Origin of the sequence: Synoicihabitans lomoniglobus (genome assembly GCF_029023725.1) — a bacterium.
Lineage (GTDB): Bacteria > Verrucomicrobiota > Verrucomicrobiia > Opitutales > Opitutaceae > Actomonas > Actomonas lomonigloba.
The window spans coordinates 4793947-4820294 of sequence record NZ_CP119075.1 but is presented as its reverse complement, the minus strand read 5'-3'; the positions used below and the strand labels follow the sequence as shown (position 1 = coordinate 4820294).

25 protein-coding genes are annotated in these 26348 nt (G+C 62.2%); 14 read left to right on the top strand and 11 right to left on the bottom strand.

Annotated elements, in window-relative coordinates; all coding sequences use genetic code 11:
* Positions 1 to 78: 78 nt before the first annotated feature.
* From PXH66_RS18410 to PXH66_RS18380, 7 genes are all read left to right on the top strand, one after another.
* Positions 79 to 612 (top strand): RNA polymerase sigma factor, encoded by a 534-nt coding sequence (locus PXH66_RS18410; RefSeq protein ID WP_330931017.1) that lies wholly within the window; start codon positions 79 to 81, stop codon positions 610 to 612.
* Positions 613 to 619: 7 nt separating this feature from the next.
* Positions 620 to 1735 carry a FecR family protein gene (locus tag PXH66_RS18405; RefSeq protein WP_330931018.1) on the top strand — a complete coding sequence of 372 codons (1116 nt, stop codon included), beginning with the start codon at positions 620 to 622 and terminating at the stop codon, positions 1733 to 1735.
* A 109-nt stretch (positions 1736 to 1844) separates the two neighbouring features.
* Positions 1845 to 5072, top strand: a complete 3228-nt coding sequence (locus tag PXH66_RS18400) for a TonB-dependent receptor (RefSeq protein ID WP_330931019.1) — start codon at positions 1845 to 1847, stop codon at positions 5070 to 5072.
* Positions 5073 to 5085: 13 nt separating this feature from the next.
* Positions 5086 to 6234 (top strand): TlpA family protein disulfide reductase, encoded by a 1149-nt coding sequence (locus tag PXH66_RS18395; RefSeq protein WP_330931020.1) that lies wholly within the window; start codon positions 5086 to 5088, stop codon positions 6232 to 6234.
* A gap of 135 nt (positions 6235 to 6369) precedes the next feature.
* Complete coding sequence (locus PXH66_RS18390) at positions 6370 to 7245, top strand: YitT family protein (RefSeq protein WP_330931021.1); 876 nt, start codon at positions 6370 to 6372, stop codon at positions 7243 to 7245.
* 64 nt (positions 7246 to 7309) lie between these two features.
* Complete coding sequence (locus PXH66_RS18385) at positions 7310 to 8302, top strand: aldo/keto reductase (RefSeq protein ID WP_330931022.1); 993 nt, start codon at positions 7310 to 7312, stop codon at positions 8300 to 8302.
* A gap of 60 nt (positions 8303 to 8362) precedes the next feature.
* Positions 8363 to 9718 carry a GntP family permease gene (locus PXH66_RS18380; RefSeq protein WP_330931023.1) on the top strand — a complete coding sequence of 452 codons (1356 nt, stop codon included), beginning with the start codon at positions 8363 to 8365 and terminating at the stop codon, positions 9716 to 9718.
* Positions 9719 to 9854: 136 nt separating this feature from the next.
* On the opposite strand, the gene PXH66_RS18375 is transcribed toward PXH66_RS18380, so the two are convergent.
* The 9 genes from PXH66_RS18375 to PXH66_RS18335 all read right to left on the bottom strand — a co-directional run bounded on the left by PXH66_RS18375 (position 9855) and on the right by PXH66_RS18335 (position 18236).
* The gene (locus PXH66_RS18375) at positions 9855 to 12251 is read right to left on the bottom strand and encodes an ABC transporter permease (RefSeq protein ID WP_330931024.1); all 2397 of its coding nucleotides are present in this window, start codon (positions 12249 to 12251) and stop codon (positions 9855 to 9857) included.
* A gap of 349 nt (positions 12252 to 12600) precedes the next feature.
* A complete protein-coding gene (locus tag PXH66_RS18370) occupies positions 12601 to 13068 on the bottom strand; it encodes a hypothetical protein (RefSeq protein ID WP_330931025.1) in 468 nt (155 codons plus the stop codon).
* A gap of 30 nt (positions 13069 to 13098) precedes the next feature.
* Positions 13099 to 13584, bottom strand: coding sequence for a hypothetical protein (locus tag PXH66_RS18365; RefSeq protein WP_330931026.1), 486 nt, complete (start codon positions 13582 to 13584; stop codon positions 13099 to 13101).
* Positions 13585 to 14130 carry a type 4a pilus biogenesis protein PilO gene (gene pilO, locus PXH66_RS18360; protein ID WP_330931027.1) on the bottom strand — a complete coding sequence of 182 codons (546 nt, stop codon included), beginning with the start codon at positions 14128 to 14130 and terminating at the stop codon, positions 13585 to 13587.
* Between the two features lie 5 nt (positions 14131 to 14135).
* On the bottom strand, positions 14136 to 14726 hold the full coding sequence (locus tag PXH66_RS18355; RefSeq protein ID WP_330931028.1) for a hypothetical protein: 591 nt from the start codon (positions 14724 to 14726) through the stop codon (positions 14136 to 14138).
* Entirely contained in the window at positions 14710 to 15747 is a 1038-nt protein-coding gene (locus PXH66_RS18350; RefSeq protein ID WP_330931029.1) for a hypothetical protein, read from the bottom strand. Before PXH66_RS18350 ends, PXH66_RS18355 begins: the two co-directional genes overlap by 17 nt.
* Before the next feature lie 66 nt (positions 15748 to 15813).
* A complete protein-coding gene (locus tag PXH66_RS18345) occupies positions 15814 to 17250 on the bottom strand; it encodes a DUF7305 domain-containing protein (RefSeq protein WP_330931030.1) in 1437 nt (478 codons plus the stop codon).
* 22 nt (positions 17251 to 17272) lie between these two features.
* Positions 17273 to 17752, bottom strand: coding sequence for a hypothetical protein (locus tag PXH66_RS18340; protein WP_345784011.1), 480 nt, complete (start codon positions 17750 to 17752; stop codon positions 17273 to 17275).
* 49 nt (positions 17753 to 17801) lie between these two features.
* On the bottom strand, positions 17802 to 18236 hold the full coding sequence (locus PXH66_RS18335; protein WP_330931032.1) for a hypothetical protein: 435 nt from the start codon (positions 18234 to 18236) through the stop codon (positions 17802 to 17804).
* Between the two features lie 558 nt (positions 18237 to 18794).
* On the opposite strand from PXH66_RS18335, the gene PXH66_RS18330 reads away from it, so the two are divergent.
* The 7 genes from PXH66_RS18330 (at position 18795) to PXH66_RS18300 (ending at position 25404) form a co-directional block, all read left to right on the top strand.
* The gene (locus tag PXH66_RS18330) at positions 18795 to 19403 is read left to right on the top strand and encodes a flavin reductase family protein (RefSeq protein ID WP_330931033.1); all 609 of its coding nucleotides are present in this window, start codon (positions 18795 to 18797) and stop codon (positions 19401 to 19403) included.
* Between the two features lie 60 nt (positions 19404 to 19463).
* Complete coding sequence (locus PXH66_RS18325; RefSeq protein WP_330931034.1) at positions 19464 to 20672, top strand: hypothetical protein; 1209 nt, start codon at positions 19464 to 19466, stop codon at positions 20670 to 20672.
* 69 nt (positions 20673 to 20741) lie between these two features.
* Positions 20742 to 21293 (top strand): adenine phosphoribosyltransferase, encoded by a 552-nt coding sequence (locus tag PXH66_RS18320; RefSeq protein ID WP_330931035.1) that lies wholly within the window; start codon positions 20742 to 20744, stop codon positions 21291 to 21293.
* Between the two features lie 34 nt (positions 21294 to 21327).
* A complete protein-coding gene (locus PXH66_RS18315) occupies positions 21328 to 22314 on the top strand; it encodes a D-2-hydroxyacid dehydrogenase (protein ID WP_330931036.1) in 987 nt (328 codons plus the stop codon).
* Between the two features lie 115 nt (positions 22315 to 22429).
* Positions 22430 to 24805, top strand: coding sequence for a type IA DNA topoisomerase (locus tag PXH66_RS18310; RefSeq protein WP_330931037.1), 2376 nt, complete (start codon positions 22430 to 22432; stop codon positions 24803 to 24805).
* A gap of 93 nt (positions 24806 to 24898) precedes the next feature.
* On the top strand, positions 24899 to 25117 hold the full coding sequence (locus tag PXH66_RS18305) for a hypothetical protein (protein WP_330931038.1): 219 nt from the start codon (positions 24899 to 24901) through the stop codon (positions 25115 to 25117).
* Positions 25114 to 25404: a type II toxin-antitoxin system RelE/ParE family toxin gene (locus tag PXH66_RS18300; protein WP_330931039.1), complete on the top strand. Its 291-nt coding sequence runs from the start codon at positions 25114 to 25116 to the stop codon at positions 25402 to 25404. The genes PXH66_RS18305 and PXH66_RS18300 overlap by 4 nt, the downstream gene beginning before the upstream one ends.
* Before the next feature lie 182 nt (positions 25405 to 25586).
* Here the strand turns inward: PXH66_RS18300 and PXH66_RS18295 are convergent, their stop codons facing one another.
* On the bottom strand, positions 25587 to 25997 hold the full coding sequence (locus PXH66_RS18295) for a PIN domain-containing protein (protein WP_330931040.1): 411 nt from the start codon (positions 25995 to 25997) through the stop codon (positions 25587 to 25589).
* A complete protein-coding gene (locus PXH66_RS23240) occupies positions 25994 to 26203 on the bottom strand; it encodes a hypothetical protein (protein WP_425609311.1) in 210 nt (69 codons plus the stop codon). Before PXH66_RS23240 ends, PXH66_RS18295 begins: the two co-directional genes overlap by 4 nt.
* Positions 26204 to 26348 lie beyond the last annotated feature (145 nt).

Below are 26348 nucleotides of genomic sequence, written 5' to 3'. Positions count from 1 at the left end.
CTATTTCATAAACGGGCTTGCCGCCTGGCCGTTTTGGCACGTGGGCTGCAAGGGGCGATTCGCTCCCCTCGACTCGACATGCCGCCTAATTTAGCTCCGGAAACCGCCACCTGGTATCATGCGGAAGTGCACCCGCACTGCCCGGCGCTCCGGGCGTGGTTGTTGGCGCGTTTCCCTTCGTTGACCGACGTGGACGACCTCGTGCAAGAGGCGCTTTCCCGCCTGCTCAAGGCCCGTGAGACCGGCGAAATCCGCTCCGTGCGCGCGTTGTTGTTTACCACGGCGCGCAATCTGGCGCTCGATGTGGTGCGTCGGCAGAAGGTGGTTTCCTTCGAGCCGATTACGGACATGGCTGACTCATCCGTCTTAGCTGATGAGGCCACCGACGTGGTCGCAATCGTCAGTAAACAACAGGAACTCGAAATTTTGACCCAGGCCATCCAGTCACTGCCACCCCGTTGCCGCCGCATCTTCACGCTGCGGACCGCCTACGGTATGACCCAGAAGGAGATCGCCGATCACCTGGGGGTTTCGCTCAGCACGGTCGAAAAGGACATGTCTCGCAGTGTGCGACAGTGCGCCACGTTTTTTAAGGATCCCGACCGCGGGTGAAGTGACCATGAGTGCCCGAGAAACCCCTTCTCCTCACGACGAAATTCCCGCCGCCATCGACACGGCCGCCAGCGAATGGCTGGTCCGGCGCGACCGCGGACTCGCGGCGGATGAGCAGGACGCCTACTTGCAATGGCTGGCTGCCGATCCGCGGCACAGCGAGGCGCTGGCCCGCCATGCGCGGGCGTTGGAGCGCATGATGCAACTGCACGAATGGACGCCGGCCGGCGGCATGGAAAAGCCCAACCCGGATCTGTTTGCGCCCCCGTCCCGCACCCGACACTGGCGGCGTTGGGTGGGTTCACATCCATGGCAAAGTTGGACCGGTGGGCTGGGGCTGGCGGCGGCCGCCATCGCGCTGTTATTGTGGACGGGCGGTGATTCGGAGACTGCCCACGATGCCCCGGCGATGGCTGCCGCGTCCGCGCCCGCCTCGTTTTTACACGTCAACGAACGGCAGGCGCTGCCCGATGGATCTCGCATCGAACTTAACGCCGGGGCCGATGTCGTGGTGCTGTATTCCGCCACCGAACGTCGTGTTCGCCTGACGGGTGGCGAAGCGCATTTCACGGTGTGGAAAGACGCGACCCGGCCGTTCGTGGTCGAAGCTCCGGGCGTTGAAGTCGTCGCCGTGGGCACCGCCTTCAACGTGCGCTTGGCGCCAGACAACATTGAAGTGCTGGTGACCGAGGGCCGCGTGAAAGTGCAGGACGGACCAACGGAGGAAACGCGTGCGGTGGCACCACCGCGCACCGAGGTGGCGGGGCTCGATTTGATGGTTTCCCGGGGAGAGCGTGCCATCGTGCCGCGCGTCCGCTGGGACCGTGAATCCGTCGTCCCTCAAGTCAAAGCGGTGTCGGTCGCGCAGATCGCGGCGGAGCTTGCTTGGCAGGCGCCCCGACTGCAATTCGACGAGACCCGTTTGGCTGACGCCGTGGCGGAGTTCAACCGCCTCAATCGCCACCAACTCGAACTACGCGGAGCTGATTTGGGCGAACTGCGCATCGGCGGAAATTTTCGGCCCGACAACGTGGATGCGTTTGTGCGTCTGCTCGGACTCACGTTCGACGTGGAGGCCCGTGAGCTGAGTGCGGATCGCACGGTGTTGTCGCGACGGCGCTGATGTCCGTCATCTGTTCGCCGCACGATCGCGGCTATTTTTTAGCGAAATTGTTACGGGTCGACGCGAGGCACCCGTCTTAACTCATGACCGCCCATGCGGTTTTGCCAACATGACCTATCGACTCCTTCTTCAACGCCTCTGCACGCTCCTGCTCGGGGCGTTTTTCGCCGCGACGGTCTGCGCCGCCGCTGATACTGACACCAAAAAAACCTACGACCTGCCCGCCGGTGACGCCGCGGAAACCCTCAAGCACTTTGCCGAGGTTTCCGGGCGCGAAACCCTGTTCGCCGCGGATTCCGTGAGCGGCGTAACGACGCGCGCGCTGAGTGGCGATTATCTCCCGGTCGAGGCGCTGCGGGAGATGTTGCGCGGCACCGATCTTATGCTCGTCGCCGATCCCGAGTCCGACGCGTTGGCCGTGCGACGGAAGTCGGACCCAAACGTCGCAAGGACGGCGCCGCAGACCAGCGACCGTCCGAAAAACGACCCGAAAATTGAAAACGGCGCGCTCGTCCTCGAGCGCTTCGAGGTCACCGAGGCGCGCATTGACGGTGTGATCAACCGCGGCCTGTTGCAGGCCGGTGATAACGCGCCGCTCTATCACGACGTCGTGACCCGAGCCGAGATCGAGCGCATGGGCGTTTCCAGCCTCGAAGAACTCTTTCGCTACCTGCCGCAAACGTCGTCGATTTCGACTTCATTACAGGCTGCGGGCAGCAACACCAACACGAGTGGTGGACTGTCACCGAGCTACTCCACGATCGGTCTTCGCGGATTCAGTTCCGCGCAGACGGTCATGCTCGTTAACGGTCGTCCCATGCCGCGCACGGGTCTGACTGATAATGGTGGAGCCGATTTGAGTCGCATCCCGTTGGCCGCGATCGAGCGGGTGGAAATCCTGCCGTCATCCGGTTCCGCGATCTATGGCGGTGGTGCGTTGGGTGGGGCCATTAACATTATCCTGCGCAAAGAATACGCGGGCCGCGATCTCACCGCCTACATCGGCACGTCGACGGAAGGCGGCGCGACCGAACACCGTTTCACCTATCTCGAAGGCAAAGGCTTCAACGAGGGCCGCACCAATCTTACTTACACGCTCAGCTACCACCACCGCGACGGATTGCGCTCGGAGGATCGGGGTTATCTCGACGAGGCGCTGCGTCGCTACGGTCCGAATTCCACGCTGACCAATGCGCAAGGAGTGTCCTATTTCGAGCAGATGATCCTGCCCGCGTTTGCAGGTGCGCCGGGCACCATTCTGGTGGGCAACAGCACCGGCGACCTCGGCATTCCGGGAGCGGCCGGTGCACGTTATGCGGCGATCCCCGCTGGCACCTCGCCGGCGGATTCGTTTACGCTCACTCCCGACGATTTTGCGGCCACGGCAGGTGTGGCGAACCTGCAACCGCGCAACGGTCGCACGATCATCTACCAGCCCACCGAGTCGATTAGCCTGAACGCCATCCTGGAACACGAGTTTGTGCCCGAGCGCCTCGAAGGTTACGCCGAGTTCACGCTGGGTCGCACGGAGAATGGCTACGCGGCGCCGCAAAGTCTGCGCATCAATCTGACCGCGACCGATCCGCTCAACCCGTTTCGCACGGACGTGACCCCGGGCTTTGTCGGCCGTCCGATCGCGGTGTTCATTGATGTGCCGGATCTGCCCGATCCCGAATACGATGCCCGCTACGATTCGGCCCGTCTGGTGGCTGGTTTGAAGGGGCAGATTACGGAGACCTGGGAGTGGTCTGTCGACGGCACCATCGACTACACTGATAACAATCTCAACAGCCTCAACCCTGAGTCTAATCTCACCACGCTGAACCAGTTGACCCCCTTTTCTGATCCGGGCCCGGCCGCCCCGGCGGCCACGCGGAGGCAGGTTTATCCGATCTTGGCCGATCATGCTCAGTATCCAATTTCTGAAGTCACGGTGGCGGACTACTTTGGTTACAACCGGAACTCCTTCAGCAATGGCACCCAGAAGGAAGGGAATGCACGTCTGCTCGGCGAGGTGTTCCGTCTCCCGGCCGGCCCATTGCGGGCTTCAATTTTGGGCAAGTATACCGATTGGACCTACGAAAGCGGACAAAGCCTCATTTACAGCGATGGCTATTACCAAGCGATAAACGGCGAGCCGTTCAGCCCGAGCCCGAGTTCGAGCGAGGCTTCCCGTGAGGGCATTTACGGTGCCATCGAATTGAGTGCGCCCATCTTCGGCCGCGACTGGCACCCCATTCCGTTCATTTCCGGGTGGGAGATCCAAGCCAGTTTCTCGCGTGAAGAGAACACCACCGAGGGGGTGAACTTCAATGGTGATGCCTTCACCAACGAGCAGTCGGCCAACAGCAACGTCATCGCCACCAAGATCCAGTTCACGCCCGATATTGCCATCCGTGGCTCTTATTCGGAGGGTTTCTATCCACCCAATTGGAGCGACGTGAGCGCGCCGGAATCGCAGTTCTCATTGCCGGGATTCTTTCCAGATCCCGCGCGGGGCAACACGATGCAGTTCACCCCGATGATGGCGATCACACAGGGCGGCAATCCCGGCCTCGAACCGGAATTGGCTGAATCTTACAACCTAGGCCTCATCTTCACCCCGCGCGCTTTGCCGGACTTTTCGCTTAACCTCGATTTCTGGCGCATCGAAAAAACCGACGCGATCTTCTACTCGTCCTTCGTATCGGTGATCGCCAATCCCGACGCGTTCGGCTTCCTCATCACCCGTGAAGATCCCACGCCTGATGAGGCAGCGATGGGGTGGCTGGGGCGCATCACGGCGGTCGACGCGCGGGCGTTCAATGCTTCGATCACGCGCACCGAGGGTGCCGACATTCGCCTCCGTTATCGGATGGATGCCGACGAGTTGGGCGACTTCACCTTCAACGCCACGGCGACCTTCACGAACAGTTTCGAACTGCTCGCGACGCCCACGGCGCCCATCATCGAACAAGTCGGTTCGGCGGGTCCGGTGCACTGGCGCGGCAATGCGGCGTTTACGTGGGAGCGCAACCGTTGGTCGGCCACCGTCACCGCCCGTTACGTGGACAGCCGTTTTGGTCCAACCACCGATCCATCCCCCAGTTTTCCCGGGGCGTATCCGATCGATGGGCACATGCTGCCTTCGATCCTCACCGCCGATCTGCAGGTCAGCTATGAGCAGTCTTACTCGACGGACACGCGGAATTGGTTCCAAGGCACCAAGTGGACGCTGGGGGTGCTCAACGTGACCAACAAGGAGCCCAGTTTTGTCACCGACGGAACGTCCTTCTACGATCGCGCCGCTGACCCCCGTCAGCGCTTCGTTTACGTGCAGATCAAGAAATCCCTCTAACGTTTTCGACCACATGAAACTCCTCCGCCTCACGCTGCTCAGTCTCCTCACTTCCGTCGTGCTCGGCGCGGCTTCCGGCCCGCCCATCGTCCCGAGTGACGATCCGGTGGAGCAGGAGCTCAATGCGCTCAAGGCCATCATGGCCACGCCACGAGCGGGCGAGATGACGCCGCGCGAAAACTACCTGTGGTTTGACCAACTCACGCGTAAACTCGGGGCGGCGGCTTTCGCGTTTGTAGAGGCGCACCCGGATGACCCGCGGCGATGGGAAGCCGCGCTCATCCTGCAACAGCGGCGGTTTCATCCGCGTTTTGTGCAGTCGATTGACGAGACCTATCCCGAGGGCGGCGAAGATGCGGTGCATCGTGACACCGTCGCGGAGGCCGCGTTCGAGGCCCGCGTGGTGGCGTTGGAAACGGCGATGCGCGTGGCGAGTGATGTGCCGGACGAAGTGATGGAGCAACTCGAGTTCGGTGACCTCAACCCGAAGTTCTTTCCGGCCTACGAAGCGATGCGCGATGGTCGGGAACCGGATCTCTCCACCATCGAGCCGGCGTTTCTGGCCTTCATCAAACGCTGGCCGGAAAGCGAAACGGGTCGCGGCATGCTCTCGACGTTTGTGCGGTTGAAAATGGCCACGGCCGCCGCACCGACGGAAGAGGAAGTCCTCGCCGAGTTTGCCGACAGTCCGAACCGTCACGCCCGCGAATACGTGCGGGACCGGCTGCGGTTCTTCGAGCTGAGCAAGGCGCCTTTTGAACTCGCCTTCACGGCCATCGATGGTCGGCAGGTCGATCTGCAGAAGTTGCGGGGCAAGGTCGTGTTGATCGACTTCTGGGCCACGTGGTGCGGACCGTGCATTGCGGAGCTGCCCAACGTGAAGCGCGTATTTGCGGACTATCACGACAAGGGGTTCGAGATCATCAGTGTGTCGCTCGACGCGGAGCGGGACCGGCAGAAATTCATCGACCTCGTCGAAGAGGAAGGCACGACCTGGCCGCAGCGTTTTGAGGGCAAGGGTTGGAAAGATCCACTGGTGGCGCGCTACACGATCTCGGGCATCCCGGCCATGTTCCTGCTCGATCAGGACGGCATGTTGGTGTCGACCAACGCTCGTGGTCCGAAGCTGGAGTCCGAGGTGAAGCGTTTGCTCGGACTTTGATCGACCGTGTGACGCCGCTGGTGGTGAAGTTTTCGTTCGTTTTGTAGTGCGAACGCGGCCCGTCGCTCCCCGAGGGAGGACGGGCCCTTGTGCTTCATCGTTGTCGATGACGGGGGATGATTTTCGATACGGATCATGGCTAAATTTAAGGCGGGAAACAACCGACGGCGGGATCCGAGGCCACGCACGTGGCGCGACCTGGTGCTGGTCGTGATCGGGGCGCTCATTGTGGCGCTCGGTTTCAATCTGCTGCTGCGTGCCGGTGGCATTGCTCCGGGTGGTGTGCCCGGCGCGTCGCTGGTGTTGCAACGGATGACCGGGGTGGAGCCGGCGATTTGGCAGGCGGTGCTCAACGGCGGGCTGCTGGTGTTTGGCGGACTGATGTTGGGTAAGGCGTTTCTGGTGCGTTGCGCGCTGGGTTCGGCGTTGGTGCCGGGGTTCGTGGCGCTGACGCGAGACTTGACGCCTTTGACCACCAATCCCCTGTTGGCGGCGATCTGTGGGGGCGTGGTGGTGGGCGCGGGTATTGGCCTCGTGTTTCTGGGTCGGGGTTCGGTGGGCGGGTTCAGCACGGTGGCGCTCGTGTTGCACCGGCGGTTTGATTGGCCGGTGGACCGTTCGATCATGGTCATGGATGGCGGAGTAATTCTGGCGGCCGCGTTTGTGTTTCCCACCGAGCAGGCGTTGTGCGCCATCGTGGCGGCGGCGTTATTGGCACGGACGGTGCGCCGGGTGTTGACGGGGGGCGATCATGCCAAGCTGGCGCTGGTGGTGACGCGCCGAGCGGAAGCGGTGCAGGATGCTGTGTTGCACGAGATCGATCTGGGACTGACCCGGTTGCAGGGCCGCGGCGGCTACACCGACGAAGCGCGGGATTTGTTGATGGTGGTGATGCGGCCGGGGGATGTGCCGAGACTGAAGCGGGTGGTGCGGGAGCTCGATCCGTCGGCCTTCGTGACCCTCGCCGATGCCAGCGAAGTGCTGGGTTACGGCTTCAAAACGCACGCCTGAAGTTGCCAGGGCCCAACCAGCGTTGACTTGCCAGCGGGAGTTGAGGTGCTACGCAGGAGGGAACATGCAGCAACGCTCTCTTGGTAAAACCGGCCGTGCGGTCGGCGAGATAGGTCTCGGCACGTGGCAACTTGGCGCGAACTGGGGCGATGTCTCCGAAGAGGACGCGATCGCCACGTTGCAGGCCGCCGTGTCCGGTGGGGTTAACTTTCTCGATACGGCCGACGTGTATGGCGCGGGTCGCAGTGAGACGATCATCGGCGAGTTTCTCAGTGATCATTGCGACGATCCGGACGAGATTTTCGTGGCCACCAAGCTCGGCCGCGGCAGCGAGCCCGGCGGGGCGGAGAACTTCACCCGGGCGGCGGTGCGGCAGCATACCGAAGACTCCCTCGAACGTCTCGGTGTCGACGCGCTCGACCTGACGCAGCTCCATTGTGTGCCGACCGAGGTGTTGAAGCAAGGGGAGCTGTTGGGCTGGTTGGACGAGCTCAAAACGGAAGGTAAAATCAAGGCCTTTGGGGCGAGTGTCGAATCGATGGACGAAGCGTTGTTCTGCATCGAGGACGGCCGGGTGGCGTCGCTGCAAATTATCTTCAATGTGCTGCGGCAAAAACCGGTCGCGACCCTCTTCGAGCAGGCCAAGGCGGCGAACGTCGGTCTGATCGTGCGGTTGCCGCTGGCGAGTGGATTGCTCGGCGGGAAAATGTCGAAATACACGACCTTCGCGGCGGATGATCACCGGAATTTCAACCGCGATGGGCAGGCCTTTAACGTCGGAGAAACGTTCTCGGGACTACCGTTTGAGACGGGGTTGGAACTCATCGAAGACCTGCGCCCGCTCGTGCCGGAAGGCATGACCATGGCGCAGATGGCGTTGCGGTGGATTCTCGATCACGACGCGGTGAGCGCGATCATCCCCGGCGCGCGCAATCCGGAGCAGGTGGCGGCCAACTTGAGCGTGGCCGAGTTGCCGCCTTTGGGGGCGGAGTTGCACGCGAAGCTGGCCGAGTTTTACGCGAATCAAGTGGCGGCGCACATTCGCGGACCCTACTGAGCGGGAGCAGGGCGGAGGCGTGCTGAACGCCGTCGAAGCGGCGGGTGATTCGATGTCGTCATGACGCTTCACACCCGTATACCGGTCATTATTACCCCGATAATATTACTGCTCCTCGCGATCGCTTTCATCGTCGTTGCCACGACGCGGTGGAAGTTGCCGCCTTTTCTGACCCTGCTCATCGGCGCGGGTTTTTATGGTTTGGCCTCCGGGCTCTCGGCGGCGGAAACGCTGGCGGCGATTACGGGAGGGCTGGGCAAGACGGTGGGCGGGATCGGCATCGTGATCGCGTGCGGCTGCGTGATCGGTGCGGTGTTGGAACGCACGGGCGCGGCGATGGTGATGGCGCAGGCGGTGTTGCGGGTGGTGGGCCGCACGCGCGCGGTGTTGGCGATGGGGCTGACGGGGGGCATCGTCTCGGTGCCGGTGTTCTGTGATTCTGGATACGTGGTGTTGGCGCCGTTGGTGCGGGGGATGGCGCGGGGGGCGAAGCAATCGGTGGCGGCTCTGGCGGTGGCGTTGAGCATGGGATTGTATGTGACCCATTGCCTCGTGCCGCCCACGCCGGGTCCGGTGGCGGCGGCCGAAGCGGTGCGGGCTGACCTCGGTCGCGTGATCGGGCTGGGACTCCTGGTCGCCGCGGTGGTGATCGGCGTGGTTTGTTGGTTTGCGGTCTGGGCGGGGCGGCGTTGGCCGATCGAACTCGCGGCGACCGAGACCACGACGGAAACGGCGGCGGTGAAGCCGAACGTGTCCGTCGCCGTAGCCTTTGCGCCGATTGTTTTGCCGATGATGCTCATCGCGTGGCGGTCGTTTTTTCCCGGGACGCCGGGTTCGGATGGCGCGGCGCTGGTGGCGGCGATCGGTCATCCCAATGTCGCACTCATGTTGGGGGCGTTACTGGCGTTGGTATTGGCTCGTCGCGAAGGAGCGACGGTGTTGGGCGAATGGTCGGGCGAGGCGATGCGCACCGCCGGTGCGATCGTATTGGTGACAGGGGCGGGTGGGGCGCTGGGCGCGGTGCTGCGGGCGACGCCATTGGCCGATGTGATCGCGACCACGCTTTCGTCGCTGGACCTGGGTCGGTGGAATATCGTGCTGCCGTTTCTCGTCGCTGCGGGACTTAAGACGGCGCAGGGATCGTCGACGGTGGCGATTGTGACGACGGCTTCATTGATCGCTCCGTTATTGGGTGTGTTGGGGCTCGATCAACCGACGGCGCTGGCACTGACCGTGTTGGCGATCGGCGCGGGCGCGATGACCGTGTCGCACGTCAACGACAGCTATTTTTGGGTGGTCACGCAGCTCACCGGCCTGAGCGTGGCGCAGGGTTACCGTTTGGTCACGCTGGCGTCGGGCATCGCCGGGCTGACCGGAATCGCGACAATCGTGATGCTACGGTTCGTGCTGGGCTAACCCGGACGGCCGACCGTTCTGCCAGCGCGGGAACTCGCCGGCGCGGACCGGGTTGAACCGGGCCCCGCCTGGCGGAATACTACCAACGGATGCGGTTGCGTGCGTTTGGCGCGAGTGAGTTCGAACCGTGGTCGGTTTACTCCGAGCGCAGGAGCAGGGCGATGTTGATGCGGGTGGCGCGGATGGCGGGGATCAGGCAGGCGAGGAGGGCAATCGTGAATAAACCGAGCGTGACACCGATGAACACGGCGGGATCGTAGGGCGTGGTGCCGAAGAGCAGGCTTTCCAGATAATGAACGAGGGCCCATGCGCCGGCCAGTCCGGCGAGCACGCCGATGACGGCGAGACGAAAACCCTGGCCGATGACGAGTCGCACGAGGTGTTGGGACGTCGCGCCCAAGGCGAGGCGCACGCCGAATTCGCCGCGGCGGAGGTTAACGGAAAAAGCAAGCAGAGCGAAGATGCCGATGGCGGTGAGGGTGGTCGCGATGACGGCAAGCACTTGTAGGACCGAGCGCACCATGCTTTCGGGGCGAAGGTAGAGTTGTTGGAGGTCAGAAAAGCCAGTGGCGTTGAAAACGATAATGTCGGGATTCAAGGCGTAGAGTTCGCGGCGCACCGTTTCGGCCAATGCCGGGGGCGGTTGAGTGGTGGTCTGGAGAATGAAGTGGTTTGCAATGAACGGACCGTTCTCGATGGAACGATAGACGGAAGGGGCGCAGGCGAGGCGGGGTGTGGCGCGGACGTCGCGGATGATACCGACCACCTGAAGACCGGCTTCGTCGGTCGGGAGACTGCGATTGCGTTTGATGGGGCGGACGAGTTGTCCGATGGGGTTTTGGTAGGGCCAACGGAGTTGGGCGAGAGACTCATTGATGAGAACCTCGGTGTGCGGGGCGGCGGGATCGATGTTCCGGCCCTGGACAAGTTGAAGTCCCGCGGTCGGCAGATAATCTGTATCCATAAAATGGATAGCCACGGCGAGCGGATCGCCGGATTTGGCTTCGATACCCTGACGGGAGAAGGCATGTCCCGACATGATGAAGTCGGAGCCATAGCCTACGCTTTCGACTCCCGGAATTTGTTCGAGTCGGGCTTTGGCCGCGTGCCAGGAAGCGACGAAATCATCGACATTCGGCGCTGATCCCGGAGGTATCATTAGCGAGATTTTCCAACGGTTTTCGAGGGTGAATCCGGGCTCGGTGGCCTGCAGGTTGTGAAATGTGCGCACCATCAAGCCAGCTCCGGTGAGGAGGATGAGGGCGGCGGCGATTTGGAGGACGACCAGACCGCCCCGGAGACGGGCGAGTCCCCGGCTTTCGCCGAGGGCGCCGCTGCTTTCCTTGAGATGAGTTTGGGGGCGGGCGCGCATCGTGCGCACAAACGGAATGATTGTGATGATCGCGGCGGTCACGAAGGTGAGGGCGAGTAGAATCAGTCCGGCGCGGTGATCGAGTCGCCAAAGCGCGTCGTCGTCGGTGGTGTGGGTTGCGCCCGCGAGGGAGAGCAGTAGCGGCAACATCGTATTGGCCACGACGAGGGCGGCGATGGCACCGGCGCTCACCAAGAGGATGCTTTCGATAATATTGAGGCGAATGATACCCCAGCGCCCTGCGCCCAAGGCGAGGCGGATGGAGAGTTCACGGGCCTGGCGGAGACGGCGCACCACAATGAGATTGGTGGCGTTGAGGCAGGCAATGGCGTAGAGAAACGCCACGGCGCCCAACATGACGCGATAGTATTCGGGGCGGAGCCAGGAGGAGACGCGGTCGAGGGATCTCACCCCGGGAGGCTGTCCCCATACTTGTCGTTGGAGACGGGGAGAAAGTTGGGGAGGGTTGGCCGTGAGTTCGGTTTGCACCGTGGCGGGGGTTTGGCCCGGTTGGAGTTGTCCGAAGAAAAAATAGACGAGGGACCAGGGATTGCTGGGATCGGCCACGGCCTGGTGGGGTCGCAGGACGCCCATGCCGAAATTGGAAGGCATGGTTTGGTCCCGACCGAGAATGCCGACAATGGTGCAAATCGTATCGCCGACGAGGAGGGTTTGCCCGAGGGCAGCGGCATCCCCCGCCAGTTTGGATTGCCAGAAACGGTGGGTGACGATCACGACGTTGTTTTGACCCGGAGAGAATTCATCCGGGAGAAAGCCGCGACCTCGCGTGGGTTTGATTTCCAGCATGGACATCAGGTTTTTGGTGACACCGATGCTGCCCCGGCCAACGGGTTGATCGTCGAGGACGACGTTGCTCAGCATGACCGCGGCCATGCTGGTTTTGGCGAAGAGGTTGGAGCGCGTCTCGAAGTCCTCGGCGACGATTCCTGAAATGCTGGGGATAAACTGGGTCTCGGAGAATTGGCGACCGACGGACACGAGACCAGGCGGGTAGTCGATGGATCGAAAAAGCACCCAGTCCACGACGCTGAAAATCGCGGTGGCGGAACCCATCCCCAGCGCGAGGGTGAGAATGGTGATACTGGTAAAGCCGCGAGCGCGGTTGAGGGCCCGTAAGGCGGCGCGAAAGTCGGAGAACATGAGCGGGGGGGTAGGAGGGATGCCGTGGACTCAAATTAAAGGCGAAGTCCTCACCGTGGCACGAACGGCCAAGCAGGCAACGATGGAACATATGCTGGTTCCCCTGCCTTTGTTGTTCACGTCACCGGGGAGTAGGCTGACGGGAATCGCGACGGTCGTGGTGCAGCGTTTCGTGCTGGGCTGACCCGAATCCACATTCGTTACTGAGACGCTCCCGTCCGATTCCGACGAGCACTCTGTTTCAGCATTTTGCCTCAAATGTTCGTATTACGAACATTTGAGGCTGAGGACTGAGGTGAGAAGGGCGTGAGCGTGGGCGTGTGAGCGCTTGAGCGGGAGGGGGCTGGCCTCAGCGGGCGACGAAGGCGGCGGTGACGACGCCGATGTAGTTGATCGCATTGACCCGGGTGGAATCGGTAACCTGGCGGTTGTTGACGCCCATGGTGATCCAACCTTGGCGGGTTGATTTTACGAGGGCGTGGGCGACGAGGCGGCCGCCGCGGCCGCGGAAGAGCACGACTTGACCGATCTGCAATTGAGCGAAGGCAACGGGTTCGGTGACCACCCATGCTTCGGGTGGGATCAAGGGTTCCATCGACAGGCCCATGCCGCGCCAGGTTTGCGCGTCGGGTCGGGTGGCGGCGAAGGCGTCGGCTTGGCGACCAAGGGCGAGGCCGATTTGTTGGCGCGTGGCCGCCGGATCAGCGATGTCGAAGGTGTAGACTTCGGGCACGGTGACGGTGATTGAGGGGCTCGCGCAGCCGCTGAACAGCGTCCATGCCAGGACCCATAACAAAGCGGAGCGGCGGCGGGGCATGCGCGGAGTTTTCAGGCGCACCGGGGCGCGTTAGCGGTCGAACTTGACGCGGGTGAGGGCGGAACCGAGGGACAGCAGCACTTCGCCGATGCGAATCTCTTCAACCTTGATCATGTTGGCTCCGAGTTCGTCCTCGATCAGCAGCACGCCACCGGTGGGGATGGGGGTTTCATTGATCACGATGTATTCGCGCTTGTTGAATGTAACCACGCCGCTGATACGCAGGCCGACGGCGATCGTCTGGAGGGTGCGTTCGGCAGTGGGGGGAGGCGGCACGAAGATCGCGGCCTCGTCGTCGCCGTCCTCTTTCTCTTCCGGGATGACCCGGTAGAAGGGGTTGAGTTGGTTGGTGAGTTCCGGGATGGGGTCGTCGCGTTGGGCGAACAGCTGGGAGATCTTCTCGCGCACGGCCTGCTGGCGCATACTGAGCTTGGTATTGATGTCGGCCCACGCCGGGGGGGCGGCGACGGTGGCGATCACCAGGAGGCAGATGAGGGGAAGGGCGCGGGCTTTCATCTATTTGCGACCGAGCAGTTCGATCATGAGTTCGAGGGAAATGGTTTCACCGCTGCCGGGTTCGCGGCGAAAGGTGAAGTCCTTGATGCGCATCAAGCGCGGACCGACTTCCAGTTGGCGGAGGAACTCGCTCACTTGGACGAAGGTGCCGGTGACCCGCAGCTCGTAGGGAATGCGGCGGAAAAGGTCGTCCTCGTTGGGCCGGGGACTGTCGATTTGGCGCAGATCGGCAAGGCGGGTTTTGGTGCGGCCCTCGATGCTGTAGAAATACCACAGGTTCTCGGCGAGGTTGTCTTCCACGACGAGGTTGTCCTCGGTGCGATTGACGGCGAGTTTCACGAATTCGAGTTCGCTCTCGAGGAGGGAGCGCGTGGAGACGAGGCGCAGAATGGCGGTGCCGGTATCGGTGACGCGCTCGAGTTCGGTGTCGTAGTCGGCGGCGGTCTGCATCATCCAGGCGGCCACCCCGAGGGAGACGAAGGTGACGACGAAGCAACCGGTGATGAAGGTGTGCCGCCGCACAAAGTTGATCGAATTTTCGAACATGGCGATCAGCGGGGGGTGAGGGTGATCTCGAAACTCAAGCCGTCTTCGGCGTCGAAGCGTTCCAGGCCGGAGAGTTTGATTTCCTTGAAATGCGGGCCGATGACCTCGTTGGTGGAGAGGCTGCTCACGTAGGAGCCGATCATGCGGCTGGCGCGTTCGGAGCCGTCGTTGAGGATGCCGCGCACGACGAAGATGCCGCTGCGCGTCTGCATCATGTGCACGTCCATGTGGGGAGGCAGGGTGCGACCCAGCTCGGCGATAAAGACCGTGAGCGGGATCGGGTTGTGCATGAGCTGGTGAATGATGTCCAACCGTGCGGCCTGGGTGGCGTAGTTGCGCTGCAGGGACTCGACCACGCGGACGTCGGGTTCGGCGACGGTGATGCGGTTCTCCCAGTCGCTGATGCCGTTGATGGTGGTGTAGAGGTGGTAGCCGGCCCAGGCGGCGGCGATCAAGGCGGCGGAGGCGACGACGCCGGCGAGCGCGTTGAAAATGAAGCGGCGTCCGACGATGGAGTCCTCGGGCAATTCATCGACGAGTCGCAGGTCCAGCCGCCATGCGCTGGTGGGCTGGAGTTGATTAGTCGGACGGGGCATGGGACGGCGTCGAGAGTTCGGCGGCGAGGGCGAGCGTAGTCATCCAACCGGCCCCGTTGGCGGGCAGGTCTTCGGCGATGAGACCTTGATCGGCGGCCCACGCGGGCACGTCGAGCGGCGGGCATTTCAGGTCGACTTCGTGGGCGAGGGCGGTGCCCAGCCACTGGCGATTCGCGGGGAGATTGGTGGCAAACAGCGAGCCGACGATGCGTCCGGTCTGGTGCTCGAAGTAATCGAGGTTGAGGCGCAGGTGGCGGGCGTAGATGCGGAGCAACTTGGGCAGCAGTTTGCGCGTGGCTTCGTCGGGGGCATTGAGGGCTTCCTGGGCGTCCTCGATGGTGTCGGTTTTGAGATCCTTGTGTGCGCTCTCCTCCAGCGTGTAGAGGCCGAAGGGCAACGGTTCCTGCGGGTGCACGCCCTTGCGGTCGACGTAGAACACGGTGGTCGAGCGCAGGCCGAATTCGCACACCGCGATGGCGCCGTTGCCGGATGCGCTTTTGAACTGGCGGGAAATCGCGCCGAGGGCGGGCAGGGTGGCGAAGTCTGTCTGCCGGGGGCGGATGCGTTGCTTGAGCATGGCGCGCTGAAAGGTGCTCGCTTCGCCTTGGGGCACGGCGACCAACAACGTGGTGTGCGCACCGGATTTCATCGGCACATTGCCGCCGGTGACGGCATCGATCAAGCCGATGCGCCAACCGTCGTTGGACGGCGAAACGGCGCGGCGTTGGACCAGCGCCTCGAGGGCTTCGGGGGTGGGTCCGGTGTCGTTGCGCACCAGAATGTCTTCGCGGGCAAGAATGCTGCCGGCCGGGTGGAAACCGCAGATGCCGGCCGCCCAGCCTCCGCCGGTTTCGGTTTCCTGCGCCATCCACGCGCTTAGGGCGGCGGGATCGTCGGGCGGCAGTTCGGCGGCTGCGAGCACGCGACGTTGGTTTGAGCCCTCGGTTTCCAGTCGGGCGATGCGCAGAAAATTGGGCGAGGAATGCACGAGGACCGTGCAGCGGGACGAGCGTTCAAACATGGATGACATGTGATCCTTGAACATTCCGGGCCCGCTTGGCGAGCGAACTGGCGCGAACTGCCGTGATCACTTGCCGGAGCCGAAAACGTAGGCTGTCTCGATGCCGTCGAAGGAAGCCTTACGCAGATCGGTGTCGAAGTGAAAGCTGGTGTCTTCGTCGAAGATCACCCGTTGGGCGACGATCGCGCCGAACAATTCGCTGCCGTCGCGGACGGAGCGGATGTTGGCTTTGGGCGCGTAGATCACGCCGTGAAGGGGAGTGCGGGTGGAGATCAGCACTTCGGATTCGTAGGGCGTCGTGACGATCACGGCGACATTGGCCGGCACTTGGGATTCGTTGACGATACCCTGGCCGGAGAGGTTGACGTTGCCCTTGACCTGCAGCTCGAGTTTCGCGCCGGATTGCACCACGATGCGGGCGCTGTCACGGAGTTGGAACGTGCCGTCGACCACGAGTTGGGTGTCGCCGTTGATGACGATTTGTTGGTCGCCCGAGAGGTCGACGTTGCCGGCGTAGTAGATGCGAGGTTCCGCGGAGTCGGAGCTGCCCAGGACGGTGCTTTGGTTCGTGAATTCGCTGCCCACGCCGCTGACGGACAAGGCGTCGAGGTTGGGTTGGTAAGGGCTCGCGACGATACGGGTGCCATCGATGGGTTCGCGTTGGTCGGAATCGGGCCCTTGCAGGACGGCGCGGCGACCGAAGTAAGGGGCGCGGTCACCGGACGCGGAGACGTAGCCGCTGATGACGGCGCGATTGACGACGATGTTTTTGGCTGCGAGCACAGCGTCATAGCCGGGGGTTTGTTCGGCGTAGGTGCCGAGGGAGGATTGGTAGCTGTCGACCACGCCGGCGCGACGGAGACGAATGTTTTGTCCGGCGATGATGGCGTTTTGGATCGGCTTCAGCGGCTCGATCGTGGCGGTCAGGGTGCGCACGAGGATGGAGCCGTCATCGTTTTGCTTTTTCTGGGTGAGCGTGAGCGTGCGCACGTTGTCTGCATCCGGTGAGCTGAGGGCGACTTCCACGGCGGTGGGGTCGATCACCTCGGTCTCGACGACGACTTCGGGTTCCGGTTCAGGTTCGCGGTAGCGAAAGAAACGGCTGTAGTAACTCTGCATCAGCGCTTCGAACGGCGAGAGCACCTTCTGCACCACTTCCGGGGCGGGGAGGAGGTCGATTGCCTCATTGAACTTAACCGGCAGCGAACTCGCGACGGTGGCCAAATTGAGGCCTGTGATCGTGCGGGTCGTGGTGCCATCCTCGACGGACCAATCGTCCGGGATCACGTCGTTGGCAATGGATTGGACGGTGTAGAGCGTCTCTTCCATCACGTTCTCGGCGGCGAGCTCTTCGCTCACGGCGGTCACGATCGCGTCGGACTCCTTGAGGGAGTTGTAGGTGATGGTGACGTAGCTTCCCAGTGAGATCGCGGCGACCGTGGACAGACACAGGGAAGCCAGCATGGTGGAGCCGCTTTCTGGATTTGTCCGTTTGGTCTTCATGGGAGGGAAGGGGGGGGACGGATTAGAGGGAGGAGGTCGCGACGATCATCGCGGGGGTGACGATTTCGTAAGTGACGTAGGTGCCGACGTTGGCGACGCCGGTGGCGGTGCGGGCATCGACTTCGATCTTGCGCACGGCGGTGGGGTTGGTGGTGACGGCCGAATCGGCGTCGGAGAACGTGAACGAGCAGGACTGCACGTTGCGGAGCACGGTGTAAGAGTGGCTGGGGCCGGTGCGGATGACTTCACCGGCACCGGAGTCGAACGCGTAGGTGATCGACTCGGCCGTGCCATTGTTGTCGATCGTCATGGTGACGCTCGTGCTGCTGATGCTGGTGACGGTGGTCGCGTTGCCCACGTCCTTTTGCATCGTGGCGGAAGCCACGGCGGCCCGGGTTTGCAGGTCACTGTTGTTGGCCACGCGGACCAGGTTGCGACCCAGATAAGTGAGGCTGGAGATCACGCCGAGGGTGATCACGCCGGCCAGGGAGGCGGCGATCATGACTTCGACCAAGGTGAATCCCCGGGCGCGCTTTGAAGAGGACTGTGCTTTAGTAACCATAGCTGGCACTGAGTCCGTTTTTGGCGAAGAGGGCGTCATCGCTGCGGCTGTAGGCGCGCCCCGTGATACCGTTCCAGGTGACGGTGAAGGTGACGCGATAGAGGTCGGTGTCTTCCTCCACGACGGTGCGTTGGAGGGTCATTCCATCGGCGACCGAGGAGAAGCGGGCCGGGAGAGTGAGGGTGCGATTGGCAGGGAGCGTTGAAACCGTGTCCCAGCCTGCGAGGCGCAGATCATTCACGTGATGCGTGATGAGGTTGCTGGCGACGATGGTCCGTTTGGAGGAATCGAGCATCTGCACTCCCGACGTGACCGCTCCGAGCATTCCCGTGATCACAAACAGCATGACCGTCGCCGAGACGGCGATTTCCGCCATCGTGAAACCGGAGGTCTTTTTGCTGCGGTTATGGTTGGAATATTTCATCTATCCGGGGAGTTGACCCTAATTAAGCCATGAGATGGTTGTTCGGGCAATTTGCGAAAATACGTAGGACCCGCCCGGGCGTCGGATTCCGTAAGCAGCTCGTCGTTAAGCAACTATGGCCCAGAGTTCCGCTGTATACGCGAAATGACTCGGAGTTGGGGGACTGATGGGAACGGGCTGCGTCATCTGCGTTGGAATTGGGCAAATGGTCCCTTGGTTGCGTAAATATAAACCTTTATATAACATGGTGTTATAGTCTTATTCACAAACTATTCCCTTTTTGACTCCGCGGGCGGCCACCCCTTCCCCAAACTAGGGTTATTTATTCATTTCATCCCGGATAACTGGCCTGTAAATGTAAATGCAAGTGGGTGGCGCATCTGAAAAAAGTTAAAAATTTCTGAAAGTGTCCGGGGCGTTTGCGGTCTTTACGTAGGGGTTTTACTCATATCGACTCCGTTTTGAGTGGTTTCCCGACCTTTTTACATCGACTGGAGACGTCACATTTCTGCATGCCGAACTGCCGCGTGAACCCGATTCTTCATCCCCAATAGTAAGATGTTACTAGACTTTACCGAGATTGATTCACGCCAAGCTTACCAATGGATGGTATCCATGATCGCTCCCCGGCCGATCGCCTGGGTGTCGACCATGAGCGGCGAGGGCGTCGTGAATCTGGCCCCCTTTTCGTTTTTCAACGGCATCACTTCGCGTCCGCCCACCATAATGTTCGTGCCTGTGACCAAGTTCGATGGCACGCCCAAGGACACGCTGCGCAACATCGAGGAGACGGAGGAATTTGTGATCAATCTGGTCTCGGCGGATTTGGCGGAGGCGATGAACGCGACCGCGGCGGCCTTGCCGTATGGTGAGAGTGAGTTCGCCCGGTTTGGGATCGAATCCGTGGCCAGTGAGCGCGTCGCACCGCCGCGGGTGGCGACGGCCCGCGTGGCGTTGGAGTGCAAACTGCACCAGATCGTGCGCATGGGCGACGAACCGGGGGTGGCCAACGTAGTCTTCGGGCGGATACTGACGGCCCATGTGAGTGACACCGTGCTGGGGATCGATGGCCGCATTGATCCGCGTCGGCTCGATCTGATCGGGCGCATGGGGGGCGACGACTATTGCACGACGCGCGATCAGTTCACGGTCGAACGGCCGGATTAAGTTCGCCGGTTTGGTAATCGGCCTTTCCAAGCGGCGGGGCTCGCCTCAGCGTCGTCACCCGTGCCCGACCATTTCGCGCCCGTTGCCCCTCCGTCCGATCTCCGTCCGCCTGCTGCGGCGGATTTCAAGCCCGACGCCTGGCGGGGAGGGGCTGAGCGCCACCGCGTGGGTCGCACCTTGACGGGGCAATGGTGGTGGGTCGATCCGGTCCGGGGGCCGGTCGCAGTCGCGGGCGTCCAGGGCGCGGTGCAATCGTTGGGCGACGCGCCGGTGGTTGATGCGTTGCGCGAGTGGGGATTCAACCTGTTGGCGCCGCCGGTGGCCGAGGGGTTTTGTGATCGGGCGGTGCCGCACCTGCATCACCTGGCGCTGCGGCAAGCGGGAGACCTGGCGATTCGCAGCGTGGGCGTATTGTTGCCCGATGTGTTTGATCCCCGCTGGCCCGCCGCGGTGGAGCAAGTCGCAAACGCCGTGCGGCGCACGGCCAGTTTGGCCGGATACGTGACGGATGACGAATTGAGGTGGGGCGCAGTGGCCGCGCCCGACGCGCCGTTGACCCGGCCGGGATTGTTGCAGGCCTGTCTGAGCCTCGACCCGGCGTTTGCCGCTTACCACGCGGCCTGGGAGTTTGTCTTTGCGACACGCGGAGGCGAGTTGGCGCAACTGGCTCGCGACTGGGGGCTGGCCTTGGCCAACAAGGAATCGGTGCGCCAAATGACCCGGGACGAGATCGCGTTGGATTCGCCGGGCTACCGCGTGGATTTGGAGCGTTTTCAGCGGGAATTCGCGCTGCGTTATCATCGCATCGTGGCCGAGTCCGTTCGCCGGGTCGACCCGGCGCGGTTGTTGCTGAGTGCTCCGCTGAACGAAGTCACACCGCTGGTGGTGAGGGACAGTGCCGCCGCTCACTTCGACGTGTTGTTGGTGCGTCAACCCGGGCTCGGGCAGGGCCGGGCGGCGGAGTTGTTGTGGGAATACAATTGGTCCGCGCTGGCCGCGCTGCCAGCTGATGCCGACGAACCGTGGGGCGTAAGTCTGCTCGAACGGGTGGTGGTGAAGGGCCGGGAAGAGCTCTCCCAATTGTTGATGGATCCCCATATCGTGGGCTACGTCTGGTCGCATCACGTGGCGGGCGACACCATCGAGGCCAACCCCGTTTCGCCCGGGCTGTTGGATGGCAGCGGCCGCATCAACCCGCTGACGGTGGCGCCGCTCACCGCGCTCAACCGGGCCGCCACGGCGATCCGAGCGTCGAACGCGCCGGGCTGACCGGGTTTGCCTTGCCGCATTTGTCCGGGCGGCGGCATTGTCTGCCCCCGTTTCCCCTCTGCTCTCGCCATGGATACCACCCGACTCGCCAACTTTCTTAAAGCCCGCATCCGCACCGTGCCCGACTGGCCCATCGCCGGAGTGAATTTTCGGGATGTCACCACGCTCTTTAACGATCCCGAGGCGTTTCGGGTCATGATCGAGGCCTTCTCGCTGGATTGCACGCAACTGGGGGTCGACGTGATCGCGGCCATCGATGCACGTGGCTTCATCATCGGGGGCGCGCTTTCCTACCAATTGCACAAGCCCTTCGTGCTCGTGCGCAAAAAGGGCAAACTTCCCTACACCACGCACACCGAGGACTATGCGCTCGAATACGGCACCGCCTCGATCCAGATCAACACCGACGCCTGCGCGCCCGGCCAACGCGTGCTCCTCGTCGACGACTTGATCGCGACCGGTGGCACGTTGCTCGCCGCCGCCAAACTTTTTGCCAAAGTCGAAGCGGAAGTCGTCGGCGTGGCCGCCATCATCGATCTGCCCGAACTCGGCGGCTCCGCCAAACTCCGCGAAGCCGGTTTGCCCGTGCACTCCCTTTGCTCCTTCTCCGAGTCGGAATAACTCTCACCTCAACCACCGTCGTCCGCCCCTCGCCATGAGTCTCACCATCTGGTGCAACGCCAAGTTCAACGAAACCGTCACGCAACGCCTCGTCGCCGCCATCCGCGACCGAGGCCACCAACTCGTCTGGGCCAGCAACGCCAGCGCCTCGGTGCTCGATGCCGGCGGGCCGGATGCCGCCATGAACGAAGCCGACATTGCCTTCGGCCAACCCGACGTGAGCCAGAGCCGCGATTCCGCCAAACTGCGCTGGGTCGAAGTGACCACTGCCGGTTATGCCCGTTACGATACACCCGATTTCAAGGAAACGCTCGGCGCTCGCGGTGCCTTGTTCACCAACATGTCCGGCGTCTTCGCCGAGCCCTGCGCGCAACATTTGCTCGCGCAGATGCTCGCGCTGGCTCGGCAACTCCCGGCGTCCTGGAACGATCAACACCAGGACTCCCCACCGTGGAACTACACCGATCGTCGCGCCCAATCCACGCTGCTCAACGGGCAGACGGTGCTGCTGCTCAGCTACGGCTCGATCGCGCGTCGTTTGGTCGAGCTGCTGCAGCCTTTCGGCATGAAAATCTACGCGCTGCGTCGCCGCACCTACAGCGAAGCCGGGGTGCATGTGATCGCGGAGGAAAAGCTCAGCGCCGTGCTGCCCGAGGTGGACCACCTCGTGAACATTTTGCCGGAAAGTGAAGCCACGACCGGTTTCGTCAACGCGCGCCGACTCGCGCTGCTCAAACGCGGTGCCCGTTTCTACAACATCGGTCGCGGCCCCACGGTGGATCAGAATGCGCTCATGGAAGCGCTCGAATCGGGTCACCTCGACTCCGCCTATCTTGATGTGATGGACCCCGAACCGTTGCCCCCGGAACACCGTCTGTGGCGGACCAAGAACTGCCACATCACGCCACACACCGGCGGCGGTCGTTCGGATCAGGACGACGCCATCGTCACGCACTTTCTGGACAACCTCGCCGCCTTCGAAGCCGACCGCGCGGACGACATGGCCAACCGCATCGTTTGATTGCGTCCGCGTTTTCCGAGCGGCTCTCTCCGTCGCCCCAGTCTCACCTCATGCCGGCCTTCGCGTCCTTGGCGACCCCGCGACTTTGCGTTAAATCTCGTTGTCGGGCTCGTCCATGAAAGTCGTTATTGCTGAAAAACCTTCCGTCGCTCGCGACCTCGCGAAACACCTTGGGGCGACCTCCCGCGGCAATGGCTTTCTCGAAGGTAATGGCTGGGTGGTGACGTGGGCGTTCGGCCACCTCATCGAGTTGCAGGAGCCCGAGGATTACACCCTCGACTGGAAGCCGTGGCGGCTCTCCGCGCTGCCGATCATTCCCGACCCATTTCAACTCCGGCCGCGTGCCGACGGCTCGGCGACTGAGCAGTTGGCGACGATCAAAAAATTCTTCGAAACGGCCGACGAAATCATCTGTGCGACGGACGCCGGTCGCGAGGGCGAGTTGATCTTTCGCTACATCCTCAACTGGACCGGCTGTGAGGCCAAACCCGTCAAGCGTCTCTGGATCAGCTCGCTCACCGACGAGGCCATTGCCAAGGGCTTCGCCGAGCTCAAACCCGCCGCGGCCTACGAGCCGCTCTACCATGCCGCGCGCTGCCGCAGCGAGGCCGATTGGATTGTGGGCATGAACGCGACGCGCTTCTTCACCGTCGAATACGGTCGGCGCAAATTGCTGCTCAGTCTCGGGCGCGTGCAAACCCCCATTCTCGCCATGATCGTGAACCGCGATCTGGAGGTGGAATACTTCGTGCCGGAGGAGTTTTTCGAGGTGCACACCAAGTGTCGGGACGCGAAATTCAAGCACACCGGCGGCAAGTTTACCGCCCAGACCGAAGCCCAGGCGATCATCGAAAAAGTAGCGACCGAGCCACTGGTGGTCACGGGGGTGGCGAAGAAAAACGCCCTCGCGCATCCGCCGCTGCTTTACGACCTCACCAGCCTGCAGCGCGACATGAACAAACGCCACGGTTTCACGGCGGACCAGACGCTCAAACTCGCGCAAAGTCTCTACGAGTCCAAGCACCTCACTTACCCGCGAACCGACAGCTGCTACCTCACGGCGGACCTGCAGCCAACCATCGCGCCGTTGATGGAAAAACTCCGCACCGTAAAGCCCGCCGAGATCGAACCGCTCGACCTCGCCGCGCTCAATTTTTCCAAGCGCATCATCGACGACACCAAGGTCGCCGATCACCACGCCATCATCCCGACCACGATCCTCGGGGATCGGCTCTCCGGAGACGAAGCCAAGCTCTACGATGCCGTCGTGACACGACTCATCGCGGCGTTTTATCCGTCGGCCGTCCGGGCCGTCACGACGGTCGACGCCGTGTCCGCCGCAGAGCCGTTTCGCGCCCGCGGCACGGTCATCGTCGACCTCGGTTGGGAAGCGCTCTACGCCAACGACCCCAAGACCGAAGACGACGACGAACCCCCAAAACGCAAAGGTAAGGGGAAGTCGGATACGACGGATGATGACGATACGAAGCAGGTGCTGCCCGACTTTGTAGAAGGTGAAAGCAATCCGCACGAACCCTTGCTGGTCACCGGCAAGACCTCTGCGCCGAAGCGTTTTAACGAAGCCAGTCTGCTGTCCCTCATGGAGACCGCCGGCAAGATCGTGACCGACGAGACGTTGAAAGAAGCGCTCAAGGAAAAGGGCGTTGGCACGCCCGCGACGCGCGCCTCGATCATCGAAGTCCTCATCACGCGCAAATACGTCGAACGGAAACGCAAGGCGCTCATCAGCACCGATTCCGGTCGCGCCCTGATCGGCCTCGTGCAGGACGAACGGCTCAAGTCTCCTGAGCTCACGGGAGACTGGGAGTTCCGGCTCAAGCAAATGGAACGCGGCGCCTACGAACCGGCCAAGTTCATGGCCGAAGTGTGTGACTACACGCGGGAGATTTTGGCCAACAAAGCCGAGTCGACGATCGACCTTACCAACCTCGGACCGTGCCCCTGCTGCCACGCGCCCGTCATTCGCGGTCGCACCGGCTACGGTTGTTCGAAATGGAAAACGGGCTGTAAATTCGTGCTCCCCGGCGAGCTCTGGGGACTGACGGTGACACCCGTGCTCGCGCGAGAAATCCTCATCCACAAAAAAAGTCTCACGCCGCATCGCATCGTGGTGAACGGCAAGGCGAAGTTTGCCCACCTGCGCTTCACCAAAAAAGGCGAACCCGCCTACGACCTCGCTCCGGTGGAAAAGAGTGACGCGAAAACCGACGCCTTCGGACTTTGCCCGGAATGCGCGGGCGACATTGTGGAAGGCAAAAAAGCCTACGGCTGTTCCAATTGGAAAAACGGTTGTGGTTTTGTGGTGTGGAAAACCATCGCGCAAAAAGAGATCACCCCCGACATCGTGAAGGCGCTCCTGGCCAACCGTGAGACTGAGCTCTTGAGTGGATTCACCTCCAAGGCCGGCAAGCCCTTCGACGCCAAACTCAAGATCATCGCCGGCGAAGTGAAGTTCGACTTCAGCGGGTGAAACCCCGCCGGGCCTTTCGAGGGTATGTGGCTCAACCTTTCACTCTGGCTCCTCGGAATTGACTAAGCGCGCTCTTGAACGCACGCTATTTCTATGGTCCTGACCAGCCAGCAAATCACCGAAGCCGCGCTTCACCTCTCGGAGCGTGAACGACTCGGAGTAACTGCGGCGCTCTGGAAAAGTTTGGGAGGCAACGACGAGGCACTTGCGGACATGCAGGCTTTGGCTCGCTCCCACGAACTCACCTCCGGAGAGGTGTCTGCCAAGACTCATGACGAAGTGTTCAAGAATGCCCGGGCCGGGTTGGGATGAACCGAAGGTTTCATCCTGAGTTTGAGACCGATCTGATTTCTGCCGCCCGCTATTATGAGGCCCAACGTTCCAATCTCGGACACGAGTTCCTCACCACGGCGGAGACAACGGTTGAATTGATCATGGCTGCGCCGCTCCGTTGGCCCCAACGGCAGGCCGGAATCCGTCGTCTCCAATTGGAACGATTCCCGTTTGTAATTCGCTACCGCATCGTAGCGGACACCGTGCAGTTTTTGAGTATCCTGCACGCCGCTCGCCATCCCGACGCGGGCAATAAACGTGATTGAACCTGGGGGGGGACGACAGCCGCACTGCTGATCATAGTCGGTGAAGTAAAATTCGACTTCAGCGGGTGACCAAGGGAGGGACCGGTTCCACCCGGTCCGCCACTGCCTCATCACGCCCCACGAGTGATTGGAAATTCTGCTAAGCCGCCTGCTCGCAGGCGCTCCTCCGAACCGCCGTGCCGCTACTTCCGGCGTCGACCCCAATCCTCCGGCGAAATCGCCTTTACCGGTGAGCCGCGAAAGTTCTTCACGTTGCGAGTCACGATCCAATCGGCACCGACATTTTCCGCCACGACCGCGACCATGGCGTCTTCAAAGTCGGCCATCCTCCAGCCCAGCGCCCGACGAAGATCCCGCTCATCGCCGCCGGAGACATGAAACCCGTTGGCGAGATCACGCAGAAATTCCCGGTGCGCCTTCGTCGGCATCGAGCGGGACAAGAAATAGTCGAGCGTCGCGACTGAGTGCCAGGCCACGACGCCGCGCCCCGGTCCATCCGCCGCCCAGGCGAGCACGGCACCACTGGCCTCCGCTAAGCTCGGCCGATCCAGCAACACGTCCAGCCAGACGTCGGTATCGATTACGATTTTCACCGCACGTGCTTGGCCCGGATGGCGTCCAACCGATCATCGGTGCCGCCGACTCCTTCGGTAGTTTTGGCCACCCCTTTCCACCGACACACGAACGCGTCACCTCCTGGCAAAGACGAGGGCGAAGCGACTGCCGCGAAATGATCTTCGACCAATTGGGAAAGCGGCACCTTGCGCTCCCGCGCGATCCGCTTGGCCCTTGCAACCACGGCTTCATCTACGGACAACGTGAGTTTCGTTTTTATACGTGTAGAATTAAGCTATACGTATAAAAGTCAACGGGTCTCACTGTCGGCCGAACAGATTGCTCGCCTCGTTACTCATCCCAAAGCCGGATACGCTCCGCCGCCAAAG